Source organism: Bradyrhizobium zhanjiangense, assembly GCF_004114935.1.
In the GTDB taxonomy this organism is placed as follows: domain Bacteria; phylum Pseudomonadota; class Alphaproteobacteria; order Rhizobiales; family Xanthobacteraceae; genus Bradyrhizobium; species Bradyrhizobium zhanjiangense.
Map to the genome: position 1 here is coordinate 5,298,453 of NZ_CP022221.1, position 24,462 is coordinate 5,322,914.

At 61.7% G+C, this 24,462-nt stretch carries 26 protein-coding genes; 15 read left to right on the forward strand and 11 right to left on the reverse strand.

Annotation, left to right across the window (positions count from 1 at the left end):
* Position 1: 1 nt before the first annotated feature.
* The 3 genes from XH85_RS25295 to XH85_RS25305 are packed head-to-tail and all read right to left on the reverse strand — an operon-like array spanning position 2 to position 4,835.
* Positions 2-2,005: an acetyl/propionyl/methylcrotonyl-CoA carboxylase subunit alpha gene (locus XH85_RS25295; protein ID WP_164940835.1), complete on the reverse strand. Its 2,004-nt coding sequence runs from the start codon at positions 2,003-2,005 to the stop codon at positions 2-4.
* 4 nt (positions 2,006-2,009) lie between these two features.
* Positions 2,010-3,614: a carboxyl transferase domain-containing protein gene (locus XH85_RS25300; RefSeq protein ID WP_128933976.1), complete on the reverse strand. Its 1,605-nt coding sequence runs from the start codon at positions 3,612-3,614 to the stop codon at positions 2,010-2,012.
* A gap of 24 nt (positions 3,615-3,638) precedes the next feature.
* The gene (locus tag XH85_RS25305) at positions 3,639-4,835 is read right to left on the reverse strand and encodes an isovaleryl-CoA dehydrogenase (protein ID WP_276484339.1); all 1,197 of its coding nucleotides are present in this window, start codon (positions 4,833-4,835) and stop codon (positions 3,639-3,641) included.
* 87 nt (positions 4,836-4,922) lie between these two features.
* On the opposite strand from XH85_RS25305, the gene XH85_RS25310 reads away from it, so the two are divergent.
* A complete protein-coding gene (locus XH85_RS25310) occupies positions 4,923-5,951 on the forward strand; it encodes an AraC family transcriptional regulator (RefSeq protein ID WP_128933977.1) in 1,029 nt (342 codons plus the stop codon).
* Between the two features lie 87 nt (positions 5,952-6,038).
* Here the strand turns inward: XH85_RS25310 and XH85_RS25315 are convergent, their stop codons facing one another.
* The 3 genes from XH85_RS25315 to XH85_RS25325 all read right to left on the reverse strand — a co-directional run bounded on the left by XH85_RS25315 (position 6,039) and on the right by XH85_RS25325 (position 7,548).
* Positions 6,039-6,338, reverse strand: coding sequence for a DUF3551 domain-containing protein (locus XH85_RS25315; RefSeq protein ID WP_128933978.1), 300 nt, complete (start codon positions 6,336-6,338; stop codon positions 6,039-6,041).
* A gap of 207 nt (positions 6,339-6,545) precedes the next feature.
* Positions 6,546-7,037 (reverse strand): Lrp/AsnC family transcriptional regulator, encoded by a 492-nt coding sequence (locus XH85_RS25320; protein WP_128937417.1) that lies wholly within the window; start codon positions 7,035-7,037, stop codon positions 6,546-6,548.
* A 205-nt stretch (positions 7,038-7,242) separates the two neighbouring features.
* Positions 7,243-7,548 (reverse strand): ETC complex I subunit, encoded by a 306-nt coding sequence (locus XH85_RS25325; protein WP_128933979.1) that lies wholly within the window; start codon positions 7,546-7,548, stop codon positions 7,243-7,245.
* Between the two features lie 256 nt (positions 7,549-7,804).
* Here XH85_RS25325 and XH85_RS25330 point away from each other — a divergent pair, with 256 nt between their 5' ends.
* Positions 7,805-8,974: an OpgC domain-containing protein gene (locus tag XH85_RS25330; RefSeq protein ID WP_128933980.1), complete on the forward strand. Its 1,170-nt coding sequence runs from the start codon at positions 7,805-7,807 to the stop codon at positions 8,972-8,974.
* Positions 8,975-8,998: 24 nt separating this feature from the next.
* Here the strand turns inward: XH85_RS25330 and XH85_RS25335 are convergent, their stop codons facing one another.
* Positions 8,999-9,193 carry a hypothetical protein gene (locus XH85_RS25335; RefSeq protein ID WP_091894901.1) on the reverse strand — a complete coding sequence of 65 codons (195 nt, stop codon included), beginning with the start codon at positions 9,191-9,193 and terminating at the stop codon, positions 8,999-9,001.
* A 219-nt stretch (positions 9,194-9,412) separates the two neighbouring features.
* Here XH85_RS25335 and tnpA point away from each other — a divergent pair, with 219 nt between their 5' ends.
* From tnpA to XH85_RS25390, 11 genes are all read left to right on the forward strand, one after another.
* Entirely contained in the window at positions 9,413-9,814 is a 402-nt protein-coding gene (gene tnpA / locus XH85_RS25340; RefSeq protein WP_128930219.1) for an IS66-like element accessory protein TnpA, read from the forward strand.
* Positions 9,815-9,837: 23 nt separating this feature from the next.
* Positions 9,838-10,158, forward strand: a complete 321-nt coding sequence (tnpB, locus tag XH85_RS25345; protein ID WP_425304745.1) for an IS66 family insertion sequence element accessory protein TnpB — start codon at positions 9,838-9,840, stop codon at positions 10,156-10,158.
* Positions 10,159-10,203: 45 nt separating this feature from the next.
* Positions 10,204-11,864, forward strand: a protein-coding gene (tnpC, locus tag XH85_RS25350; protein ID WP_276484344.1) for an IS66 family transposase whose coding sequence is annotated in 2 segments (ribosomal slippage) — positions 10,204-11,335 and positions 11,335-11,864 — 1,662 coding nt in all. Because the reading frame shifts where the segments join, the coding sequence is not laid out codon by codon here.
* Positions 11,865-12,681: 817 nt separating this feature from the next.
* Positions 12,682-12,903 (forward strand): RNA-binding protein, encoded by a 222-nt coding sequence (locus XH85_RS25355; protein WP_128933981.1) that lies wholly within the window; start codon positions 12,682-12,684, stop codon positions 12,901-12,903.
* Positions 12,904-13,164: 261 nt separating this feature from the next.
* Positions 13,165-14,550, forward strand: a complete 1,386-nt coding sequence (locus XH85_RS25360) for a tyrosine-type recombinase/integrase (RefSeq protein ID WP_128933982.1) — start codon at positions 13,165-13,167, stop codon at positions 14,548-14,550.
* A 123-nt stretch (positions 14,551-14,673) separates the two neighbouring features.
* Positions 14,674-14,871, forward strand: a complete 198-nt coding sequence (locus XH85_RS25365) for a helix-turn-helix domain-containing protein (RefSeq protein ID WP_128933983.1) — start codon at positions 14,674-14,676, stop codon at positions 14,869-14,871.
* A 231-nt stretch (positions 14,872-15,102) separates the two neighbouring features.
* Positions 15,103-17,382, forward strand: a complete 2,280-nt coding sequence (locus XH85_RS25370) for an AAA family ATPase (protein WP_128933984.1) — start codon at positions 15,103-15,105, stop codon at positions 17,380-17,382.
* 292 nt (positions 17,383-17,674) lie between these two features.
* Positions 17,675-18,079: a hypothetical protein gene (locus XH85_RS25375; protein WP_128933985.1), complete on the forward strand. Its 405-nt coding sequence runs from the start codon at positions 17,675-17,677 to the stop codon at positions 18,077-18,079.
* Between the two features lie 76 nt (positions 18,080-18,155).
* Positions 18,156-18,599, forward strand: a complete 444-nt coding sequence (locus tag XH85_RS25380) for a hypothetical protein (protein WP_128933986.1) — start codon at positions 18,156-18,158, stop codon at positions 18,597-18,599.
* Positions 18,600-18,991: 392 nt separating this feature from the next.
* Entirely contained in the window at positions 18,992-19,465 is a 474-nt protein-coding gene (locus XH85_RS25385; RefSeq protein WP_128933987.1) for a hypothetical protein, read from the forward strand.
* Positions 19,455-20,159: a hypothetical protein gene (locus XH85_RS25390; RefSeq protein ID WP_128933988.1), complete on the forward strand. Its 705-nt coding sequence runs from the start codon at positions 19,455-19,457 to the stop codon at positions 20,157-20,159. The genes XH85_RS25385 and XH85_RS25390 overlap by 11 nt, the downstream gene beginning before the upstream one ends.
* A gap of 123 nt (positions 20,160-20,282) precedes the next feature.
* Here XH85_RS25390 and XH85_RS47435 read toward each other — a convergent pair whose 3' ends face one another.
* Entirely contained in the window at positions 20,283-20,552 is a 270-nt protein-coding gene (locus XH85_RS47435; protein WP_128933989.1) for a DUF2934 domain-containing protein, read from the reverse strand.
* A gap of 1,087 nt (positions 20,553-21,639) precedes the next feature.
* On the opposite strand from XH85_RS47435, the gene XH85_RS25405 reads away from it, so the two are divergent.
* Positions 21,640-21,990: a hypothetical protein gene (locus XH85_RS25405; RefSeq protein ID WP_128933991.1), complete on the forward strand. Its 351-nt coding sequence runs from the start codon at positions 21,640-21,642 to the stop codon at positions 21,988-21,990.
* Positions 21,991-22,021: 31 nt separating this feature from the next.
* Positions 22,022-22,384, forward strand: a complete 363-nt coding sequence (locus XH85_RS25410) for a hypothetical protein (protein WP_128933992.1) — start codon at positions 22,022-22,024, stop codon at positions 22,382-22,384.
* A gap of 78 nt (positions 22,385-22,462) precedes the next feature.
* On the opposite strand, the gene XH85_RS45330 is transcribed toward XH85_RS25410, so the two are convergent.
* The 3 genes from XH85_RS45330 to XH85_RS25420 form a co-directional block, all read right to left on the reverse strand.
* Complete coding sequence (locus XH85_RS45330; protein ID WP_164940837.1) at positions 22,463-22,633, reverse strand: hypothetical protein; 171 nt, start codon at positions 22,631-22,633, stop codon at positions 22,463-22,465.
* Positions 22,634-22,857: 224 nt separating this feature from the next.
* Entirely contained in the window at positions 22,858-23,394 is a 537-nt protein-coding gene (locus XH85_RS25415) for a thermonuclease family protein (RefSeq protein ID WP_128933993.1), read from the reverse strand.
* A gap of 212 nt (positions 23,395-23,606) precedes the next feature.
* On the reverse strand, positions 23,607-24,242 hold the full coding sequence (locus XH85_RS25420) for a hypothetical protein (protein WP_164940838.1): 636 nt from the start codon (positions 24,240-24,242) through the stop codon (positions 23,607-23,609).
* Positions 24,243-24,462 lie beyond the last annotated feature (220 nt).

Genomic DNA, 24,462 nt, shown 5'->3' on the forward strand with positions numbered 1-24,462 from the left:
CTCACTCTCCCGAAGGCTCGACCACGGCGAGCTCGACGCCCTCCTGCACGATGTCGCCGACCTTGCATTTGATGGACTTCAGCACGCCCGCATAGGGCGCCCGCAGCGTCTGCTCCATCTTCATCACTTCGAGGGTGAGGATCGGCGCGCCCTTGTCGAGCTCGGCGCCCTCCTCGGCCAGCACGGCGACGACGGTGCCCGGCAACGGCGCCGCGATCTTGTCCTCGCCGGCATGTTCCTCGCTCTCGCCGCCGAACGGATCAACCCAGTGCAGGTCGAAGCGGCCGTTACGCGTGCGCAAATACAGCTCATGGCCGTCGATCACGGCCGCAACGGAAGATTTCAAGCCATCAAGCGTCAGATCGAATCCGCCGTCGTGCTGCGCAATCGTGAACGCCAGCTCGCGTTCGCCGATCAGCAGCGTCGAGGGGCCACTGCCGTAGTTCAGCGTAATCTTCTGCTCCGCCCCGTGGCCGACGCGGAAGGCAAAACTGCGCTGGCGGCGGCCGACCGGCTGCCAGCCGAAGGTCTGCCAGGGCGAATTCGCCTGCGCGCGTGAGGCCTGTTGCTCCTCGTTGATAACAGCGGCCACGGCGGCGCACAGCTCGAGTTCGCCGGGGGCCGGTGCGGCCTGCGTCAGGACCGCCAGTTCGCGCTCGATGAACCCGGTGTCGACCGCATTCGTCCGCACTTTTGGATGCGTCATCAGCGCCGACAGGAATGGAATGTTGGTGACGATGCCGCGGACGTCGGATTCCTCCAGCCCCCGGTTCAGCCGCTCGATCGCGACGTCCCGCGTCGGCGCCCACGCGATCATTTTTGCGAGCATCGCATCGTAATAGGGCGATACGCTGTCGCCCTCGCGATAGCCGGCATCGATGCGCAAGCCCCCGGTCTCCGCCGGCAAACGCCAGGTCGAGATCTTTCCGACCGACGGCATGAAGTTCTTGGTCGGGTTCTCGGCGTAGACGCGCGCCTCGATCGCATGGCCGTTGAGCCTGATCTCGTCCTGCTTCAAAGGCAGCGCTTCGCCGAAGGCGACGCGCAGCTGCCATTCGACGAGGTCGATGCCGGTGATCAGCTCGGTCACGGGATGCTCGACCTGGAGGCGCGTGTTCATCTCGATGAAGAACACGTCCTTGCCGTCGGAGACGAACTCGATGGTGCCAGCGCCGACATAATTCACCGCGCCCGCCGCCTTTCGCGCGGCGGCGCAGACGGTCTCGCGCTGGGCAGGATTGAGCGTCGGCGACGGCGCCTCCTCGATCACCTTCTGATGCCGGCGCTGGAGCGTGCATTCGCGCTCGAACAGCGAGAGCAGATTGCCGTGGCTGTCGCCGATCACCTGCACCTCGATATGCCTGGGATTGTCGACGTATTTCTCGATCAGCATGCGATCGTCACCGAACGCAGCCTTGGCCTCGCGCTTGGCGCTGACGATCGCGGTCTCAAGTTCGGCAGCCGAACGCACGATGCGCATGCCGCGGCCGCCGCCGCCGGCCGACGCCTTCACCAAAATGGGGAAGCCAATCCTCTCGGCGGCCTTCGCAAGCGTCGCCTCGTCCTGGGCTGCGCCGTGATAGCCGGGCACCAGCGGCACGCCGGCCTTTTCCATCAACTCCTTTGAGCCGGACTTCGAGCCCATCGCCGTCATCATCCCGGCGGTCGGGCCGACGAAGACCAGCCCCGCATCGAAGCAGGCCCGCGCGAATTCGGCATTCTCCGACAGGAAACCGTAGCCGGGGTGCACAGCTTCCGCTCCGGTCTTGCGCGCGGCCTCGATCAGCCGCTCGACACTGAGATAGCTGTCGCGGGCTCGCGCCGGCCCGAGCAGCACGGCCTCGTCCGCGAGCGCGACATGCATCGCGTCGCGGTCGGCCTCGGAATAGACCGCGACCGTGCGCAGCCCCATCGCCCGCGCAGTGCGGATGACGCGGCAGGCGATCTCGCCGCGGTTGGCGATCAGGAGCGTGCGAAATCGCCGGTAGAGCTTTGAGCGGTCCATCGCATCACATCCTGAACAGGCCGAATTTCGTCGGTTCGATCGGCGCATTCGACGCTGCCGAGAGGCCAAGGCCGAGCACCAGCCGCGTGTCGGCCGGATCGATCACGCCGTCGTCCCACAGACGCGCGGTCGCGTAATAGGGATGCCCCTGGCTCTCATATTGCGCACGAATGGGGCTGCGGAATTTCTCTTCCTCTTCCTTCGACCAACTATCGCCCTTGGCCTCGATATTGTCGCGCCGGACCTGGCTCAGCACCATCGAGGCCTGTTCGCCGCCCATCACCGAGATGCGCGCATTCGGCCACATCCAGAGGAAGCGCGGCGCGTAGGCGCGGCCGCACATGCCGTAATTGCCGGCCCCGTAGGAGCCGCCGATCACGACAGTGAATTTCGGCACCGAGGCGGTCGCAACCGCCGTCACCAGCTTGGCGCCGTCGCGCGCGATGCCACCGGCCTCGTACTTCTTGCCGACCATGAAGCCCGTGATGTTCTGCAGGAATACCAGCGGAATGCCGCGCTGGCAGCACAGCTCGATGAAATGCGCGCCCTTGAGCGAGCTCTCGCTGAAGAGAATGCCGTTGTTGGCAATGATGCCGACCGGAAAGCCCCAGATGTGCGCGAAGCCGCACACCAGCGTCGTGCCGTAGAGCTTCTTGAACTCGTCGAACTCGGAGCCGTCGACGATGCGGGCGATGATATCGCGCACGTCGAACGGTTTGCGGCCATCGACGGGGACGACGCCATAGATTTCCTCGGCCGCAAACAGCGGCTCGCGCGGCGCATGCATATTGAGGTTCGGTCGCGTCGGTGGCTTCAGCGTGCCGACGATACGCCGCGCGATGCCGATCGCGTGCGCATCGTTCTGGGCGTAGTGATCGGTCACGCCCGACTGGCGCGAGTGCACGTCGGCGCCGCCGAGTTCTTCAGCGCTGACGACTTCGCCGGTCGCGGCCTTCACCAGCGGCGGGCCGCCGAGGAAGATGGTGCCCTGGTTGCGGACGATGATGCTCTCGTCCGACATCGCCGGGACGTAGGCGCCGCCGGCGGTGCAGGAGCCCATCACGATCGCGATCTGCGGAATCCCCTGTGAGGACATCTGCGCCTGGTTGTAGAAGATGCGGCCGAAATGCCGCTCGTCCGGAAAGATCTCGTCCTGGAGCGGCAGGAAGGCGCCGCCGGAATCGACCATGTAGACGCAGGGAAGGTTGTTTTGCCGCGCGATGTCCTGCGCGCGCAGATGCTTCTTCACGGTCATTGGATAATAGGTGCCGCCCTTGATGGTGGCGTCGTTGGCGACGATCACGCATTCGCGGCCCGAGATGCGCCCCACTCCCGTGACGACGCTCGCCGAATGCACGTCGCCGCCATAGAGGCCATAGGCCGCGAGCGGCGACAGCTCCAGGAATGACGTCCCGGGGTCGACCAGCAGGTCGACGCGCTCGCGCGCCAGCATCTTGCCGCGTGCTGTGTGGCGATTGCGCGAGGCCTCACCGCCGCCGCCGGCGACCTGGCTGAGCTTTTCGCGCAAGTCCGCGACGAGGTTGCGCATGGCCTCGGAGTTGCGCGCAAAGTCTGATGAGGACGGATCGATGCTGGAATGAAGCGGCATGGTGATTCCAATGAGGTGAACGCTTTAAGCCGTCTCGGCCATCAGCTCGCGGCCGATCAGCATGCGGCGAACCTCCGAGGTGCCGGCGCCGATCTCGTAGAGTTTGGCGTCGCGCCACAGACGTCCGACCGGGAATTCGCTGGTGTAGCCGACCCCGCCGAGCGCCTGGATCGCCTCGCCCGCCATCCACGTCGCCTTCTCCGCGGAATAGAGAATCGCGGCAGCCGCATCCTTGCGCAAGCTGCGCGCGTGGTCGGCGCGGTCGCAGGCGCGCCCCACGGCGTAGACATAGGCGCGCGTGGCCTGCCAGGTCGAATACATGTCGGCGAGCTTGCCCTGCATCAGCTGGAAATCGCCGATCGGCTGGCCGAACTGCTTGCGCTCGTGCATGTACGGCACCACCGCGTCCATGCAGGCCGCCATGATGCCGAGCGGGCCGCCCGAGAGCACCGCGCGCTCATAGTCGAGGCCGGACATCAGCACCTTGACGCCCTCGCCCACCTTGCCGAGCACGTTCTCCTCCGGCACCTCGCATTCGTCGAAGAACAAGGGATAGGTGTTGGAGCCCCGCATGCCGAGCTTGTCGAGATGTTGGCCGTGGGTAAACCCCTTGAAGCCTTTCTCGATGAGGAAGGCGGTCATGCCGCGCGGACCGGCCTCCGGATCGGTCTTGGCGTAGACGACGAGCACGTCGGCATCGCCGCCATTGGTGATCCACATCTTCGAGCCGTTGAGCACGTAGCAATCGCCGCGCTTGTCGGCACGCAGCTTCATCGAGACCACGTCGGAACCGGCGCCGGGCTCGGACATCGCGAGCGCGCCGACATACTCTCCGGAGATCAGCTTCGGCAGATAGCGCTGGCGCTGCGCGTCGTTGCCGTTGCGGCGGATCTGGTTGACGCAGAGGTTGGAATGGGCGCCGTAGGAGAGCCCCACGGCAGCCGAGCCGCGCGAAATCTCCTCCATGGCGACGATATGGGCGAGATAGCCCATGTTGGACCCGCCATATTGCTCCGGCGCGGTCATGCCGAGCAGGCCGAGGTCGCCGAAGCGCTTCCACAGGTCTGCGGGGAATAGATTGGCCTTCTCGATGTCGGCAGCGCGCGGCGTGATCTCCGCCTCCACGAAGGCGCGAAGCGTGTCGCGCAGCATGCCGATGTCTTCGCCCAAATCGAAGTCGATGCTCGGGATGTTCAAGGCGATTCCTCCGTATTTTGGCATCCGAACCTAGCGGGGCCCCGGCGCTCTTGCGGTCGAAAAGGTTGCATTTTCCGCCAAACTTGGCGAGGATTTTCCGAGGGAATTCCGATGCCTTTTCAAGCCGCCACCGCGATCCCGCGCCGTGCCATGACCCCTGCCGCCTTCGTCCGCGGTGTGGTCGCCGCTTATGAACGATACGGCCGCGATCCGGCGGAGGCGCTGAGCCGGGGTCAGGTAGCGCCGGACCTTGTCAATTCTCCGGGTGGGCGGATCACGGCCGCCCAGTTCGAGGCCCTGGCGGGCCATGCCATGCGCGAGCTCGACGACGAGGCGCTCGGCTGGTTCTCGCGCCGGCTGCCATGGGGCACCTATGGCATGCTGTGCCGCGCCTCGATCACGGCGCCGACGCTGGAGGTGGCGCTCAAGCGCTGGTGCCGGCATCACCGCCTGCTCACCGAGGATGTCGTGCTCGATCTCGCAGTTGGCGAGGAGACTGCGGTCGTCTCCATCCGGGAGCTGCGCGATCTCGGCGGCTTACGCGAATTCTGCCTGGTGACCCTGCTCCGCTACGTGCTCGGCTTCTCCTGCTGGGCGGTCGATTCCGCGATCGCCTTGCGCGCGGCGGAATTTCCTTACCCCCAGCCCAGCCACGTCTCGGTCTACCCGACCATCTTCTGCCGCAATATCCGCTTCGACGCGGACCGCGCCGCGATCATCTTCGACAAGCATTATCTTTCGCTGCCGCTCACGCGCAGCGCCGCCGACCTCGATAACATGCTCAAAGGCGCCTTGCGGCTGACGGTGCTGCCCTATCGGCGCGACCGGCTTCTTGTCGAGCGCGTGCGCCGGGTGCTCCGCAACGCGCGCGGACGCAGTCTCGGCGCCGAGGATGTTGCGCGCGAGCTGGCGCTGTCCACGCGTACCATGCATCGGCGCCTGCGCGAGGAGGCCACCTCGCTGCGCGAACTCAAGGAAAAGGCAAAGTTCGAGCTCGCCAAGCAGGAGCTGATGCGCGGCCGCACGCCGATCAAGCGGATCGCGGAAATTGCCGGATTCCGCAACGAGAAGAGTTTTTCGCGTGCCTTCCGTACCTGGACCGGCGCCTCCCCGCGCGAGTTTCGCGGGCGGTATCGCTGAGGGACTGTCGCCTCACTGTCACAAAATGACGGCCCCCGAGATGACCCCCGGAGGCCGTGTTTTTCGAAACCGGTTCGAATTCAGCCGTTAGTTCGAGTTGGTCTGCGCGCCCGGGCGAAGCTTGGTACGCGACCGCGTCTGCTTGGGCTGGTAGGCCAGCGCGTCATTCGAGGTCTTCGCACCACCGCTCTGCGAGCAGGTGCCGCCGATGCCGCCGGCAGCGGCCCGGCAGGCTTCCATGGTCGGATAACCGCAACCGTGAGCGGCCTGGGCACCGTTGGTAATGCAGAAATCGTCTGCACGCGCGGCGGGTGCGGTCATCATGAGAAACGCGGATGCAAACAGCGTCGCAGCGGATGCGACAAACGTCTTCGAGGTCGAGGTCATGGTGTCTTTTCCTGGCTCAGGGTCCCACAAAAGAGTCCTCGGCACGCGATGCAGGCCGAGGTTCACACCTTGGATCTAGGCGGCGGTCCCGAGCCGACAATCACGGCTCAGCGCATCGCAGGACTTCCGAAATCACATGTCACAGTTAGGTGATTTACTCAGCATCATAGTGCTGGCGTCGGGCGTGTGGCGGCGCCTGGAACGCAGCTAGCCCGCCGATACCGCGGCGATCTCCTGCAACGGCAGTGGCACGTCCTTCGCGACGCCCAGCACCGGAAAGCTGCGGACGTTCTTCACATTCGGCATCGCAGCGAAATGCAGGAGCTGCTGGCGCATGCTCTCGACGCTTGGCGCCACGCATTTGAGGAGATAGTCGGTGTCGCCCGAAATCCGCCAACACTGCTGGATGCGCGGGATCGCGGCAATCGAGCTCTCGAACGCCTCCAGCACGGGCTGGGCCTGGCTGCCGAGCTGGATCGAGACGAACGATACCACCTCATAGCCGAGCCGCCGCTCGTCGATGACGGCGCGCACCGCCCGGATCACGCCGCGGCTGAACAGCGATTTCAGCCGCCGCAGGCAGTTGGGTGCGGACACCCCGACCCGCAGCGCCAGCTCATTGTTGCGAACCCGCCCGTCCTGCTGCAGTTCGGACAATATCTTCAGATCGACGCCGTCGAGCTGGTCACGCCCCGCCATACCCACCTCGCCCATGAGCTTGTCATGTGCGGCAGCGAAGCATGCGCCGGAATAGCTGCCAAGGGCTGGAGCCGGCGTGGTAGCTGATCCGCGGCGTGGGATAGTCGGATGCGAGGTTTATAATGTGTGGGCGGAATATCTTCCCGCCGTCATGGCCAGGCCTTGTCCCGGCCATGACGGAAGTCTTTGACGCCGGGTTGGGCCCTCAATGCGTCCAGGGCTCGCCGCGGCGGAACGAGAAATTGTCGGCATAGGCGGCCGGCCGGCGTACCGCCTCCTGCGGCTCGATCACCTGGTAGGCGATGCCCTTGCGCTCGCAATAGGCGACCGCCTCTTCCTTGCTGTGGAAGCGCAGCGTGATCTGCTGCTTCATGTCGCCGGACGAGGTCCAGCCCATCAGCGGCTCGACCGAACGCGGCTGCTCCGGCTCGTAATCGAGCTGCCATTCCTTCGTCTTGGACCGGCCGGATTGCATCGCGTTCTTGGCGGGCTTGAAAATGCGTGCGGTCATGGGTGGTCCGGGCCTCTTCGTCTTTTCGTTCGAACTGGATGCGTCACGGTGGCAGTTGGTGGAAATCTCAGGGATAGTATAGAGACACCGTTCGGGAAGTGTTCGGTGATTCCGGCTCCCCGGGTGCCCTACCTACGGGTATAGTCATTATGCTGCACCGTGACAATTGCGTACCCGCCTTCCGCGCCGGGACCCCGCCCGGCGGCACTGGCTCCCCGACATCAGCGTATTTGTTCCTTCCGAAAGCTCCCGTCGCATGGCCTTCCTGAACATCAGCGCAACGCTTCCCGAAAAGGGGCGCGACCTCCGGCTCGACCTGTTTCGCGGTGTCGCGAACTGGGCGATCTTCCTCGACCACATCCCCGACAACGTCGTGAACTGGGTCACGACGCGCAATTACGGCTTTTCCGACGCCGCCGACCTGTTCGTCTTCATCTCCGGCTACACCGCCTCGTTCGTCTATGCGCGGATGATGCTGGAGCGCGGCTTCGTCGTCGGCGCCACACGGCTGACCAAGCGGGTCTGGCAGCTCTATGTCGCCCACATCATTCTGTTCGTGATCTACATCGCCTCGATCAGCTATCTCGCGCTGCGCTTCGGCGATTCCGAGATGATCAACGAGTTCAACGTCGCCGGTCTCGTCGACAACGCCACCGAGACGCTGCGTCAGGGTCTGTTCCTGCGCTTCAAGCCGCTCAATCTCGACGTGCTGCCGCTCTACATCGTGCTGATGGGACTGTTCCCGCCGGTGCTGTGGTTCATGCTGCGCAAGCCCGACCTGACGATGGCGCTGTCCATCGTGCTGTGGCTGGCCGCGCGCCATTTCGGCTGGAATCTGACCGCCTATCCGGCCGGCCAGTGGTATTTCAACCCGTATTGCTGGCAGGTGCTGTTCGTGTTCGGGGCCTGGTGCGCCATGGGCGGCGCGCGGCGCTCGATGACGCTGATCAACGCGCCGATCACGCTCTACCTCTGCCTCGCCTATCTCGCCTTCGCGCTGATCATGACCATGGCCGGCCGCTTCCCGACCTTGGGCGGCATGTTCCCGCAATGGCTGTTCTCGGCCTTCAACCCGAACGACAAGACCAACCTGGCGCCCTACCGCTTCATCCACTTCGTCGTGATCGTGATCCTGGTGATCCGCTTCGTGCCGAAGGAATGGCCGGGCCTGGAGTGGAAGGTGTTCGATCCGCTGATCGTCTGCGGTCAGCAGTCGCTCGCGGTATTCTGCGTCGGCGTGTTCCTATCCTTCGTCGGCCATTTCGAGCTGTCGATGAGCTCGGGCTCGCTGTTCGCGCAGCTCTTCGTCAGCATCGCCGGCGTCGCGATCATGACGACGGTGGCCTATTACATCTCGTGGTCGAAGAAGCAGGACAAGCCGTTGAAGCCGCCGCCGTCAAAGCCGGCTGCGGCGAAGGCCGCCTGATGGTGACGCGGCGCCGATGCCGCGTCAGGCCGCCTCTTCGCCGTCGAACTCGGTGAACTTCTTGTAGATCCAGTCGCGGCCGTCGTGGCGGCGCCAGACCTTGCCGTAGACGAGCTGTCCGTTGATCGAGCGGCGCGGCACGATCACGGTCCAGAGATGCCAAATCTCGGTCCAACTCGACTGCGGACCGGCGGTTTTGGAGTTGCGATCGGAAGACATGGCAGAACTCACTGGCGCAGAGCTCGGCTGCTACGCGCGCTGCCACGAACAGTGATCTGTGTGAGCACGGATTTCAGGCAGCCCATCGCGAGCCGTGCTCGATCTGATAACAGCAACTAAGGCGCCCGCAACGTACGCCTCCGACGAGGACCGTCTTGCGTGACGGGTGGTAATTCGCGAAGCGTGTGACCTTAAGTCTAGCTTTAAGGTCATCAGGCGATGCGGGTCGAGGTTTTGGGCGGGCTCGAGCGGCGGCGGCGTTGGTCGCAGGACGACAAGGCACGGATTGTCGAGGAGACGCTGGCGCCGGGCGCGAAGGTAACTGAGGTTGCGCGGCGCAACGGAGTAGCGGCCAGCCTGGTGTTTACCTGGCGTCGACAAGCACGGACATCGGAACAAGTTGGGCTATCTTTTACGCCGGTGCAGATCGCCGCCGTAGCGGCCCCGGCTGAAGAAACTCCGAAGCTTTTGCCTACGGTTGATGGCCGAGTTCGGTCGGCGGCAGCCGCGCGTACTGGATTGATAGAGATCGATCTCGGCAACCGACGGTGCATCCGGGTGGATGCGCACGTCGATCCGGAGGCGTTGGCGCGGGTCCTCGATGTGCTTGGACGCCGATGATTTCTGTACCAGGGAATGTGCGAGTGTGGCTGGCTACAGGCTACACGGATATGCGCAGAGGCTTTCCATCGCTGGCCCTCCAAGTGCAGGAGGTGCTGCACAAAGAACCGCTTAGCGGTCATTTGTTTGTCTTCCGCGGTCGCCGCAGCGATCTTGTGAAGGTGATCTGGCACGATGGTCAGGGAGCCTGCTTGTTCACAAAAAAACTCGAGAGAGGAAAGTTTATCTGGCCATCGGTTGCCGGTGAAGCGGTAACGATCTCGCTGGCGCAGTTGAGCTACCTGCTGTCCGGGATCGATTGGCGCAATCCGCAAGAAACCCAGCGTCCGACGCGGGTCGGATAATCGTTTTGGGTTTGAATCTGATGCTCGATCTGATTCAATGGCTTCATGACATCGAAGCCGAACGATCTTCCGTCGGATCTCGCGAGCGCCTACCTTGCGCTGCTGGTCGAGCACGAGGCGTTGCAGGCTGAACGCGATGTGGCAGTGGCGGATGCCGCCAACGCGCGGGCGGAGCTGTCGGACAGCGAGGTGCTGATCGCTCATCTTGAGCTACGGATCGAGAAGCTCAAACGCGAACTGCACGGGCAGCGCTCCGAGCGCACGGCGCGGCTACTCGAGCAGTTGGAATTGGAGCTCGAAGAACTCGCCACCACGGCGACCGAGAATGAGCTGGCTGCGCAGGCTGCCGCGGCAAAAACCCAGAGCGTGAGCGCCTTCACGCGCAAGCGGCCGGTGCGCAAACCGTGGCCGGACGACATCGAACGTGAGCGCGTCGTCATCGAGGCTCCAACGACCTGCGCCTGCTGCGGTGGATCGCGGCTGGCGAAGGTCGGCGAGGATGTGACCAAGACGCTGGAGGAGATTCCGCGTCGCTTTAAGGTCATCGAGACGGTACGCGAGAAGTTCACCTGCCGCGATTGCGAGAAGATCAGCCAGCCGCCGGCACCGTTCCATGCGACGCCCCGCGGCTTCATCGGCCCACAATTGCTGGCGACGATTTTGTTCGACAAGTTCGGCATGCATATCCCGCTCAACCGCCAGAGCGTGCGCTTCAAGGCCGAGAGGATCGATCTGCCGCTGTCGACGCTGGCCGACCAGGTCGGCCACGGAACCTTCGCCGTCATGCCGCTGTTCCAGCTGATCGAGCGTCATGTGCTCGCGGCCGAGCGCCTTCATGGCGACGACACCACCATCCGCATCCTGGCGAAGGGCAAATGCACGACCGGCCGGATCTGGACGTATGTGCGGGATGACCGGCCGTTCGCCGGGCCTGCGCCGCCGGCGGCGGTCTATTATGCCTCGGGCAATCGACGGGGCGAACATCCCCAGAGGCATCTGGCCGCCTTCGTCGGCATTCTGCAGGCGGATTGCTATGGCGGCTTCGAGCCGTTGTTCGACCCAAAAAGGAAAGCAATGCCGATCACGCCGGCATTTTGCCTGGCCCATGCGCGGCGGGGATTCTTCGAGCTGGCTGACGTCGAGAAAGCCGCCCGGGAGGGCAAGGGCAAACCGGTCTCCCGATCGCGCTGGAGGCGGTCAGGCGTCTGGATGCGTTGTTCGAGATCGAGCGCGCCATCAACGGCCGTAGTGCCGACGAGCGGTGTGCTGTGCGCCAGGAGCGGAGCAAGCCGCTGCTCGACGACATGTACGACTGGCTGCTCCGCGAGCGAGAAAGCCTCTCGCGCTCCGCCGAGGTCCTGAAGCCCATGAACTACATGCTTAAGCGCTGGGACGACTTCGTCCGCTTCCTCGACGATGGCAGGATCTGCTTGACCAACAATTGCGCTGAGCGTGCATTGAGAGGCATTGCCCTGGGAAGGCGCAACTGGACCTTCGCTGGCAGCCAGCGTGGCGCCGATCGTGCAGCTATCATGCTGACGATGATCACGACCTGTCGCCTCAACGACGTCGATCCCAAGGCTTGGCTCGCCGACGTCCTCGCCCGGATCGCTGATCTTCCCACCTCGCGTCTGCGCGAACTGCTGCCCTGGGAATGGAAGCTCCTGCACCAAGCCGGCAAGTCCGCCGATCAGCAAGCCGCCTGACCTTCACGCAACGCCATCGTAGAACTCGCCGTGCTCGCGCGCATGCGTCAATCAGGCGGCCTTCGTCGTATGCGTACCCCGCAACAACCGCTCGCCCTTAACCTAACTGATCAACCTTACTTCTCGTGCGCAAACGGCGAGATTGGTTGAAAGCCGGCGTCGACTTTTCTAGAGTGCGTGCGCGATTTGAGAGCGCGCCGTTTTGAGGACGCGCGGTGTTTTTAAGCCGACACATATTTTCAAAAGAATTGACTGGCCAGGACGACCACAATGAATTTGCAATGTGCATGTCTGCGCTTGGCGCTGCGATCGACAACGTCTGTCCCGATCGCAAAGACACCGTCCCAGCAGCCGCCGAAGGCCGCCAACGACAACGAGACAGTCTGGCCGTTCGTGCCGTTTCCGGCCGGCTGGCACGCCTCGAGCTGACGGGCCAGATCTGAAAAAGTGACGCCTGAAAAGCGCAACGCCGCGCAAGCGGAGTATCATCGCTTGGCGGCGTCCGTTTAGGCATTGGGCGCTGAAATCCCCAACACGCATATGTCTGTGGCGCCGCGCAGAAGGTTCGATGAGCGTCCGGCAATTCTGCGCTGCTCTGAGGGCTGCAATGGCTTGAAAGATCGCGCCGAAGTCGCGCTGAAAGGAGAATGTGCGAAGGCTTCCGCCGCGCCTTTCGGCCCAGACGACGGCAACCAATCACTACGCCACGCGTTGCAGCTTTTTCCCGCCTGTCCGGGGCATCCGAGAGTGTCCGCGATCAGCGTGCGCCCGCCTGCACGGACGGCGTCTCACGTCCATGTGAACTGGAGCGCGGCCGGTGAATTTCCACGAACGAGCAGAGATCAATGAACGGCAGAAGGCAAGGCCAGCGGAGGCTGTGAGCCAGGTCGATACGTCTGAGGAACTCGTCGAGACGCCGGAGGCCGGAAGCTCGCTGCTCGCACTCGGCGGGCTCGGCCTCGCGGCAATCGCGATGCTGGGCTGGGTTTGCGCCCTCGCCTGGTTCGCTTGGCGCCTCGTCGATTGGCTGCTGTCTTGAGGCGGCCCCCGAATCCCGAGGCAAGAGACTTGGGCATCGGCCTGGGCATTCTTGGGGTACATGTCGGAACTGGTCGGGGCAGCTGGATTCGAACCAACGACCTGCAGTACCCAAAACATACCAGCTATTCCCTCACCTGCCCTCGGCCGCCCTCACGCGCCTTAGCGTCGCGAGGAAAAGCGGCCGCGCCATAACCATCCGCTATCCCTCGCCTGCTGTGATTGGCACCGCGGTGCTTCCCCCGTGCTTCCCGGAGGGCAAATGAGCGGTCAAACCATCACAAAGAGCCTGGTCGACGGCCTGGAAAAGCAGGCGTCCGAATACACAGTATGGGACGCAAAGCTTCCCGGGTTCGGGGTGCGCGTCCGGCCAACCGGCCCCAAGTCGTTCATCATTGTCTATCGGGCGGGAACCGGCCGGACAGCGCCGGTGCGGCGCTACACCGTGGCCGCCATCGGAAAGCTGGCCCCAGAGCTCGCCCGAACACAAGCTAAGATCCTGCTCGGGAACATCGCCAACGGCGCCGATCCGGCCGCGGAGAAGCGTGCGAATCGGCCCAAGCGGGACCGGCTGACGTTCGACGAGCTCGCCCAACTCTACCTGGACCAATACGCCAAGGTACGGAAATCGAGCTGGAAGAACGATGAGGGCTATCTGAAGAAGCCTCGAGCGAAATGGAAGCGTCGAATCGCTTCCGAAATCACCGACGACGACGTCGCGGAGCTGCTCGAGGAGATCGGCGCGACGGCGCCCGTCGGCGCCAATCGGTCGCAATCGATTCTCCACACTCTGTTTTCCTGGGCGAAGGAACCTGGCCGGAAGCATGTTTCGATTAATCCCGTGGCGGACATGCGCCGGCGCTATCAGGAAACGCCGCGGGAACGCGTCCTAACCGATGAGGAGATCAGAACCTTCTGGTGGGGCATGGATGATCCAGAGTTGCCGGCCGGACGCCCTGTGGCCCTGGCCTTGAGATTTATCCTTGCAACTATGGTCCGGCCTGGCCAGTCGGCGGGCCTTCTCACCCCGGAATTGGTCGGCTTCAATGATGAGGATCCGCAGTATCACATCCCGAAGAATCGGGTGAAGAAGCGGCGCGAGGTAATCGTCCCATTGAACTCGCTAGCAGTGGCTTGCGTTCGAGAAGCGCTCGTTCGGGACGACCAGGGCGCCGTCTTCTCTTCCTGGTCGGTGCGGACGTCCATCACCGAAGAGTCGGGCGATGACCCGCCGGAAGCCGAACAGCAGCTACTGCCAATCACCCGGGACGCTCTCTCCGCCGCTTTGAACGGCAGGCCAGCCAAGGGGAAACGGCCGGCACGGAAAGGCATTAGGGAGCATCTCGGAATGGCACACTTCACCCCGCATGATCTCAGGCGCACGGCCGCGACGATCGCGCGCCGCGGAGGCGCCAAGCGCGAAGACGTCAAAGCCTTGCTAGACCACCTCGAGGGTGACGTTACCGCGACCTACGACAAATACGACATGCTGTCGGAGAAAAGGCAGGTGGCGACGATTCTGGAGGCCGAACTTCGTAAGATCATCGGGGAGCGGTCTATGCCGATCTCGAAACCGATGCTCGCCGGGGACAATGTCATATCCATTGCCGCCGAAGAGCGAAAAACTGTGGCTTCTGTGAATCGCTAAAATCGACAAACCCACAAATGCAAAGGGAGATGGCCCGTGATGGTCTTTGCTAGCATATGATCCAGTCAGTCGGCGCCGGTCGCTTCTGTGCTGAGCGCCGGCGCCTTCAAATGGAGAGAAAGGATGCAGCAATTTCTGAATACCAAAGAGGCAGCGAAACACGTGCGCCTCTCGACTGCGACGCTTGAACGCCTGCGCGTTCGTGGTGGCGGCCCGACCTACATCACGCCAATCCCGTCTAAGGTGGTCTACGACGTGACCGACCTCGATGCTTGGATGTGGAGCCGCCGACGCAAGTCGACCTCCGAAGCGGCTGCCTAGTCCTTTTTGCGCGCACGAGCGCGCTTCGCCGGCCACGCATTCCCAAACACCAGACAATGAGAGGCCAAAATAGCCACGGTCCCCGCGGGCGCCTAAAAGAATGGCCCCGCCGACTGCCAGGTCGAACGGGGCCAGAAATTCGAAAACCTGAGATATGGATACCACGAATAGCGTTACGAAACAACGAAATCCCTATGTTCAAGTAATCCAGGCAGCACGTGAGGTGCTGCGATGAACGCCCCGGCTCATACGACCGATATCGGAGTCGCCCTCCACCATCTCGAGACGATAGATGCAACGGGCGTTCACCAGATCGGGGCCATTCATCCCGACACCGAAGAGACGCGCTTCATTACGTTCCGGCTGGACCAAGCCGGCACGGAGCGCGCGATAACGTTTCTACGGAAGTACGGTCCCGGCTGGAACATCTACTATTCCGCAAACGAGGTGCGGCCAGACCTGGGGGATAAGCGAGCCAAAAAAGCGGACATCCAAAACGTCCGGATGATCATCGCGGACCTGGACCCCTCCAAAGACGTACCGCTTATACCGGAGGTGTTAGCCCGAGAGCGCGAAAAGCTTGAGAAGATTCGCGAGCGCGTGGCCTGCGAGGACGAGTGCTTCTACTCGTTCGCGGTCGACTCCGGCGGCGGTGTTCAACTAGGCTGGTTTTTGGAGGAAAAGCTTTCCGCCTCGCGGTTCGCTGATATCGCGGAGAACCAAACACGAGGCATTTTGAGGCATCTCGGTGCAGAGGAATCGACTACCGACATCACGCGTCTTTGCCGCCTGCCGGGAACGTTGAACTTTCCGACAGCGGCAAAGCGCAGGCAAGGCCGTAACGAAGTCACTTCAGCCGGGGTGATCGAGTATATCGGGAACAGCAACACCACCCTCGAGGAGCTCGCCGACTGGGCCGCTCCGGTCGAGGCTTCTCGCAGGGCCAGCGCAGCCGCTGACGCAGCGGAAATAGATCTCGACCGACAGGCAGTCGAGGCCGCCTGCGCCAATGGCACCGTTTCTCCAGGGCTGCAGCTTAAGTTGGACGATCTACGGGAGCAGGATCGAAAGTTCGACCGGCTATGGCTCGGCGACAAATCCGCGATCGGCGGATCCGATACGACCCGATCAGCCTTCCTCTTCGCCTTGGCCGGACGTTTGAGGCGCACAGGGCGATTTACCCCGACCGAGTTCGCGCAGCTGGCAGCGATCTGGGACCACGGCCCAGAGGACGTCGATGCTCGCCAGCTAGCCCGAGCTTGGCTCAGAAATAACTCGGTTGCGGCAGAGGAAGAGTTCACAGCTGCACCCGAAGCCGCCGTCTCCAGTTTTTCTGCTAGTTGGGTTGATGCATTTGACGTCAACGAGCTCCGGAAACGTGAGTTTGTTGTTGGACGCTACGTGGCGAAGCAATACGTCTCGGCTCTGATCTCGCCACCCGGCGTGGGAAAGACCACCTTCTTGCTGATGATGGCAGTCGCGGTGGTTACGGGACGGAGCGATATCGTCGGGTTTGAGATCCCAAGAAGGGAACGTGTCCTCCTTTTCAATCAGGAGGATGAATTCGCCGAACTCCAGCGCCGCCTAGCGGCCGTAATGGCGCAGTTCGACGTGAAATGGTCGGACCTCGTGATAGATGACCGACCGGCTCTAGCGATGGCATCAGGCGCCGAGCGCGCATTGATGTTCGCGAGGAAGGACGGCGAACAGGTCATCAGGTCGAGAGATGCGATCGACGTCGAGGAGTTCATTAAAGCGAACAGCATTGGTCTCGCGATCTTCGACCCGTTCGTCGAGCTCCACCCGGTCGACGAAAACAATAACGTGGAGATTGCGGCCGTCGGCCGAATCTTCCGCCGGATCGCGGTCAATGGGCGCTGCGGCGTCGTACTTGCCCATCACACTCGAAAGCCCCCAAACGCAGCGAACAGGGATTCCTATGCGGGCGATATGGACGCCGGCCGCGGTGCCGGCGCTTTGAACGGCGTCGCACGAATGGTCGCCACGCTCTACACGGTAGATACGCCAACCGCGAAGAAATACGGACTTCAAGAGTCTGAGGCTCGCAAATACGTGCGCTTCGATGACGCCAAGGCAAACTTGGCTCTCGCCGCTGGTGAACCGCGCTTCTACCGCCGCGAAGGAGTAATCATCGGGGGCACAGGTGGTGAAGAGGTTGGCGTGCTCGTGCCGGCGAAGCTCAATCGGGCTAGAACCGCCACCGAGACTACATCCGACGAGAATGCTCGCCTCCGACATGGGGTGGCCAGCCTACTCCGAAGAGCCGACGGCCGGCAGATGACAGTGAAGTCTGTTGCCGACGAGCTGATCGACACGGGCCTCGCCGAGCTCGTCTCACCGGAGGCACTTCGGAAGCGATTGGCTCGGATGTTCGAACAGCCGCAGGTCTATGGAAACGGCGACAGAGTCCGGAGCGAAAACGCCCGCGAGAAGGGCAAACAGGGCCGAGCATTGCACCTCGTTCTCGAGATTGCGGACAACGAGACATGATGGCCCCGTACTCGTCCTCGAAAGCCAAAACGCTCTGCGTTTTCAACGACATCCTAAACATTGCGGACATCAGGACACGCGTTATTGCGGACACCAATGTCCGCGAAGTTCAAAACATCCAATCTTCCCAGCGGCTTGGCGTTTTTGCGGACATCAGGACAACTCCACCCCTACGGGGGGATGCGTTGTCCGCAATCCCCCAGCGGGCGGAGATGCGCGCGGCGCACCGTGCCGCCCCGGGACAGCAATCATCGCGTAAGCCGCTTGGCCGCCGCCCTCTCGGGAGGATTCCATGAACCGCTTCACCCCCGGCCGCCGCTTCAAGTCTCGCGGCCAAAGCTACGAGGTCCTCGGAACGAAGGACCATTGGACCCGGGATGACCGCTACGTTGAAATGATCCGGTACCAGTCGGTCTGCGCCGAACCCGGGTCCAAGCGCATCTTTACGGCCATGACCACGAAGACGTGGCTGCGACGCGGCCATCTCAACAAACGGTGCGATCGCCACCACGCCCCGGGCGTGCCGGTACCGGTCAAGAAGCCCAAATCAACAACTGCGAAGAAGGCCCGCGCGAAGAAGCGTCGATTGATCGCTAGGATGCCGCCAATGAGCCCGGAGGCGCGTGAGCGTGCTCGGCTGGCGTGGAAGGCCGCCTTAGCCGTGCAACGGGGCCAGCGGCCCTCGTATCTCGATTGAGCGGCCTTCTGGCGGGCTTGCAGGGTCCTTCCAGCTACGGCAATCTGGCGTTGAGCCCCAGAATGGAGACTTCCGGATGCCCCGCGGCCAGTTCTACACGGTGTTCACACTGGGATTTGCCAGCGCTGTCGGGCTGCTCGGTGTCGTCGCGGGCTTGGTGCTGCTCCTCTGGCAAGAACCGTATCGTCAATTCATGGCAACTTCGTCCGGCTTGGACTGGATGTCGCCGCTATGGTTTGCGGTGATCGTTGCCAGCATCCCTATTTTCCTTGCGTACTGGATCGTGCGGATCCAGCAAGCGATTGTCCGATGGTCCAGCGATCGCCTTATCGCGAAGCTAAACCGGCAATACAACATGATCGCGCAGCTTCAGGGTCGTGAGTACGCCGACGAGTTCATGAGACTGCAGGCCCAATCGATGATCGAGGAGAGTGAGGGCAAACCGTTCAATCTCTTTGGACGCGAGAAGATGCTGCATGCTGCGGCTGCCGCCGGCGTCCAAGTTCGACCGCCGGTCTGATCAAGCCGCCAGGCACTGCCGCGAAGCGGCCACGTGAAAGGGCCGCGCGCCCAAAAGTCATCTCACCAAACCGGCCTGCGGAGACGTATCCCGGATGGCCCGTGGTCGCAGAGAGCAGCTAGCCCCGGTCGACGAAGTCGCTCCTCCAAAGCCGCTAAATCACGCAAAATCGATAACGCAGCACCGCCAACCCGACCTGATTCGGAGTGACTCTCTGTCGCGAGCCGACTTTTGCGATAACTAACGACCAGACAAAGGCCAACGATCACGGCGATGAGCTGTCAAATTGCAGGCAGTTCGCGCAATGTCGACAAAGCCAACAAACTCTCACCGTTGACCGAGCTCGGTTTCAGTGATCCCAAAAGCATGCTGGGGCTCACAGAGAGCAAAGCATGCGCAACGAACAGGAAGTCCTCAACGCCGCAAAGCCATTCACCGGCATTCCGGATGACCGATTTCCGACCCCTCTGCCGCACGATCGCTCCATCGACCGGTCTCACTCGCTGCAGCCGGACGCGCCGCCTGCCCCGGAGCTCAGCGTACCTCACGAACCTCCCCCTGAGATCAAAAAGGCGATGCTCGCCGCGGCCTACGCTCAGCTCATGATCGATCGACTGGCCGCGCTTCAGAACGAAGAGGTCACCAAGTACACCGGGATCTCTCGAGTTGAGCTGGGCCTGCGCGTCTGGAATGCGCCGATGGCCGAGGTAGCGAAACGCCTTGGGATGAAGAAGCACGTGCTTATGCGCATCTGCAAACTTTTCGAAGTGCCGACGCCCCCCAAAGGCTACTTCAATACGAGCTTTGCTAACCGCCCGATCAGATGGACGCGCGTTGTCGTCGGGGCTGAACGCGATGACCACTGAATGGCCCCTCTACGACGAACACGAGGTCCTTGAGCGGCTCCGGCTAAAGGGCTACGAGCTCGATGGCCTTCTCAATATCGGCATCATTGCGCCAGTGGCCGGCGATCCATCGGGCCGCCCCAGATACTGCGCCGAGACGGTCGATCGCTTGGCCACTCCGCAGCAACGGGTCCGACTCTCGGATGCCCTGTGGTGGGACTTTGAGCTGAACAGGCCCGGCTACATGCCCAACGGAGCTCCATGGGCTCGCGCCGTCGACCTGCCCCTCTATCCGTTCGACGACAAAGAGCAGCAATCCTGGGCCCGGCGGTATTACAAGCTGAAGAAGGCGTGCGCGCCGTTTCCATATCCCTACCCCGAGCGGCTGGCGCGATACCGATCAAGGATGGAAGACCGCGCCACCAAGGCATTCGAGCGGAAGCACGGGATCAAACGGCCGCCGAGGACCCGCGGTATCGATGTCAGCATTCGCGGCATGCAGGTCAAGATAAGTCGGGCGAAGCTCCGAGACTTGGTGTGGAGCAAGACGATGATCCGCGCCGGCGCCGATCTCGGGATCACCGAGACCGCCCTCCGCAATCTCTGCAAGCGTTACATGATCCCGATGCCGACGCGTGGGCACTTCAATTACAAGGATCCGCAAAAGCGGCCGCACAAGCCGACGCTACTACTGAGGAACAACCCGATGGACTGAAACGATGCTTCGGCGGCGGAAGGGGTGTCCATCTATGTGCATTTGATATTATTATGATTTTTCAGGTATTAGCGCCTCCTCCACGACCTACCCCACGTCAGCACTTGAAGACGTGGTGGCAGGTTATTGCCCCCGTAGAAACTCCCGCTCCGCGCTTAGCCAGAATTCCAGATCCCTGCCCCCGGGCCGCCCCGCATTCTGCCACAGCTCGTACGCCCGTCTCCTGATCGCTTCCTCGCGGCTTGCCGCTTTCAGTGTGCACAACCTTTCTCCGATCTCGTGGGCGAACGCTTCGAGACGATGCGCGGTCTCTCTATCGGCTATGAGCCGCACAGCCCGATGCGCCAAGTCCAGCTGATGCTCAAGGCGCCGAAGTTCGGGCAGATAATCCATAACGCACTCCGCACAGTCAGGACCCGGATGTTTATCCCTTTGAACGCTTCGCGGTCCGAACGACTCCGGGCGTGCGAGCCGGGTGGCTTCTGTAGCGAAGCAAACACGAACCACCGTGAGCGGTTCCCGATTCCCCAAAGCATGCAGAGCCGAGCCCCGAGAGCTGGCGGCTTCCCGCGCTAGCCTTCGAAGGCCAAGGGACGGTTGATGCGAAGCCTCGGCGTGGTTAACCCTGGGAGGACGGTTGTTCACAAGACCATTTGACCACTCGCCCCCGCCGTTCCACACTGTTGCGGGGAGCCAAGCAAATGGACTGGAAAAGAGAGCTGGACGCGCTCGTTCGCGAAACTGCCGCCCTTGTCGAGCGCACCGCCACGAATCGGCAAGCGCCCGTAGAGCAGTCAAAGGAGACGATTGCGCCGCCGAAGCCCGCTCTTGCGGAAGCACCCGCCCCGACAGCCCGCCCCCTGAGTTGGAACACCTCGGAGCGGGAGCACATTGCTAAGCGCGTTCAAAACTTCAGGGCGCATCAGGAGCGCATACGGCGCGAGCGTGAAGACTTCTATTCCCGCATGATGCAGCGGGCTCGCGATCTTGCCGAGGGACGCTTGGACCCGCGATCTTAACGCTCGCCAAAAAACTCGTTCAGCACGTGCCGTTTAATCGCCGCTGGCTCCCGCTCTCCCTGCGACGGAAGCCACAGAATGCGCTCCGCGATCTCAAGCGCGGAGCGATGCCGCTGCTCGGCGAACGTGGGGCTAGTAAGTAAATCGCAATTGCAATTGCCGGAACCAACTGGATAGCACGTTTTGATTGCTGACCTATGACGCTGACGACCAGTTGAATAATACGTCTAGCACGCCATGAAGTTGTCAAGCTCTTCGGGCATGCGACCAATCAGGCTCCCTCGCACGACGGTGGGCGCACACACTGTCTGAACGAGCCTGACAGGTTGGCCCGCCGCAGCCGGGTACTAAATGGGTGTGTAGCACTCAGCCTGTCTTTACCGCCTCCCGCCCCCGTGCCCGGTCCGCCTTTCCAAAGTCGCTCGGTAGTGGCATAGAAGTTCCTCAACCGAGGGCGAGCAATGGGCATTGTTATCCGAGAATCGGTCTATCGGAGCGCAACGAAAGTGCTCCGTGTTTTGGGCTTTACGGTCGGGCTCTTGGTTCTCGCCGTCGTCGGCCTCACGATCTGGTGCGCAACACCGGAGAGCGGATTCGGCCCGGAGAACATTGAGCGGGTACGCCAAAGCATCCGCGACTACTACAGCCAGAAGAGCTTGCAGGTCGCGGAAATCAATTTGATCCGCGAGAACAAGCAAAAGCTTTCAGGCTATATCCTGGTTCGCATTCCGGACATCACGGAGCCGGTGCAAAAAACCTGCACAGCAACGATGGATGACAAGTTCGAGAAGTTCATTTGGAGTTGCGGGTAGCGCGAATCCGACCAACGGGATGGGATCAGGAATGAAAACTCTTCTTGCGTTGCTACTTGTTGTTTGGATCACAGAAGCCAAAGCCGCAAGTGTTTACGTTTGTCCAAAGACGGGCTTCGCTTCGACGCCTCTGGAAGCAGCTCGCTCAATCGACGGCAGCGCGCCTTGGCAAATTTATCTCCCTACGGGCGAGATCAACATGTTTCTCAAAGGCACTACACTCTACTGCAAATACGAGGGGATGTTTATAACCAAAGAAGTGGGCGAAGGTTGCGTGCTGGAATCGAATGAAGGCGCAATTGTCACCAACCCAAAGTTTCGAGATTCAAAATACTGCAAGTTCGCCGACGAACTTGGCGATCAGAAAGCACCGTGCCTCGTCACGTGTCGCTGACAGAATGCACATGATGGTCTGGCAATCATAGATCGCATCGTCGGAACAATAACCGGCTTCCCGTGCCCCTTGTCCTGTCTAACGGCCTTCCGCGTCCAATTGCTGATAGAGGGGAGCGACTATGGCGATAAGAGGCTGTTCAGGGTGTTGACGACACTGGTCGAGCACCGAACGAACGATTTTCGTTTCACCAAGCGACCAACCCACATTCTTCATGTGCTTCTCGTTGGTAATCGCAAAAACGGTCATCGTTAAGGTCGAAGCACGCTTCTCTGTTTCAGGCGTGGAGAGCCAGAACCGACAGCTACTATGAATTGTCTCAGTCACCTGTGCGAACGCGCTGGTACTTTGCCCAGCTACAAGTAATGTCGCAACGACCCATGGCCTCAGTCGCATTCTCTATCATTCCCGAAAACGTGCAAATCGATTGCCCCTAGCGCTGCGCTTATAGTCGAAGGTCCGAAACACGCAATCTATTGAAGATGCGGGTTCCCTTCGTCGGAACAGCCTTTCGGTTGACCTCCTTGCTTAATGCAGGCCCGGTACAGCCAGGGCACAACATAACTGCCCGCCCACACTCCCCGCCCCGCGCGTTCGGCTTGGCGTTGAACGCTGTCGTATTTGCCCTTGGAGCATCGGGGCCAATCCAACGCTAGCCCGTTACGGACGAGCCATTCCGCAAGATCAACGTCGCTCACTGAGCACGCTGCGACTGTCCGCCCGTACCTGTCAGTACTGACAGGCTCACAGCTAACAGCCCTCCCCGCTATGAACCTGTCCAGCTCATTCGCCGCCTTCGCTCCGCAACGATACAGTAAGCTGTCGTCACCCCGGCAGAGCTGCGAACTTTCGGGCGCATCAATGCCCCACAGTCGAATTCGCGTGCCGTGAATTTCGAGGGTGTCGCCGTCGATGACGGTGGCTTGGCCTGTGATATCACTCGGAAGCGCCGCGCCGCTGAATGCTGCAAGCAGCAAGCCAGCAAGAGCAGGACGGACAAACTCAAACATCAGTCGTCTTTCTGCGCAGACGTGTCGTCGATGTAGTTACTGAACGCGTCCGAGCCGAACATCTCGACATCCCGGTGCATCGCTCGAAGCAGGCCCGACTGCAAAAAGCGCTCGGGGTTCGCGCGGATTGTGTCAGCGATCTTTTGTTGCTGAGTGGGGGATATAGATTCCAGTGCGCGTCTGACGTGCAGCGCTCTATCGTTCAGATAGTCCTATAGCTGCTTCGGCACAGTAATAGTGTGCGGCTGAAACCAGCCGGCGCCATTAGGAATTTTCGTGCCCCTCCACTGCCCGGGATGGGATTGCACGAAGCCAAAGATAGCGAACGGGCCGAGCTTGGAGTAGCTAAAGCATGTCGAGCTATTGGACGCTAAGTCCATATCAATCGCGCGCGTAAGATACCGATTGATGTTTGGCGTGCTCACGGAAAGGGACGTGCTTTCGATCTCACCAAACGTTATGATGTGCAATTCGAATTCGCCTGCATGCTTGTAACGTCCCAGAAGAAAGCGCGACCAAGTTTCTAGCGCCCTTTCACCCAAAGCCGCTTGTTCTTCGGTCAGAAGCTCGAATTTGCCGTCTTCTTGCAAAACAGAAAGAGATCGCCATGCAACGGAAGCGCAAAATTTCGCCATCCACTCACCGTGGCGGACCCTAACTGATCGGTCGAGGTCATACGGGTGAAATATCTTGGTTGCGAACGGCGTTTCGAAAGAATTGAAAAGCTGCTCACAATCCCAGCAGAGCCATTCTCTTTTTTCTCCGTCCTGTGCACGCCGATTGGGCAAGCCGGACTTTCGAATGTGTCCAGCTTGCTTCATCCATTTGAAGGCGAACGACGGCAGCACGTGGCTCTGTTGTAGGTCCCGACTCTCGCCGCAAAGCTTACAATTCCCCTTCACCTGCTCGCCTCTGAGTGCTGATTCCGCTCGATGTCGCCCACCATTCCGGAATGATCTCGCCCACCGTTCCGATTTGATCTCGCCCGCCATTCCGAGATGATCTCGCCCACCATTCCGGGATGATGTCGCCCGGGGTGACGAGGCCTCTTCTGGCTCCGATACGGTC